Here is a 579-nt window from a genome sequence, read left to right on the forward strand (position 1 = left end):
GCTGGGCGCGGCGGTGGTGGCCTTCATCCCGAAGACCAAGGGCCAACTGGCCAAGACGATCGCCCTGGGCTGGTCGCTGGCGGTGCTCGCGCTGAGCGTCGTCATGTGGATCGTCTTCGAGGCGGGCGGCGACCGCTTCCAGTTCCGCGAGTCCTACCAGTGGATCCCCACCTGGGACGCGCGCTTCACGTTCGCGGCGGACGGCATCGCCCTGGTGATGCTCATGCTGATCGCGATCCTGGTGCCGGCGGTGATCCTGGCCTCCTGGAACGACGTCGACGAGACCCAGCGGTCGGTGCCGACGTACTTCGCCCTGCTGCTCGCCCTCGAGTGCACGATGATCGGCGTCTTCGCGGCCGCCGACGTGTTCCTGTTCTACGTGTTCTTCGAGGTCATGCTGGTGCCGATGTACTTCATCATCGGCTCGTACGGCGGCGCCCGGCGGCAGTACGCGGCGGTCAAGTTCTTCCTCTACTCGCTGGTCGGCGGCCTGTTCATGCTGGCCGCCGTGATCGGCCTCTGGGTCGTCGGCGGGCACACCTTCGACTGGCAGAAGCTCAGCGACGTCTCGGCGGCGTT

1 protein-coding gene is annotated in these 579 nt (G+C 67.0%); it reads left to right on the plus strand.

Features of this window, described 5'->3' with window-relative positions; genetic code table 11:
- Position 1 precedes the first annotated feature (1 nt).
- A partial coding sequence (locus DMB66_RS60575; protein ID WP_305028418.1) for a NuoM family protein occupies positions 2-579 on the plus strand: 578 nt, incomplete at its 3' end.

The organism is Actinoplanes sp. ATCC 53533 (assembly GCF_003947245.1).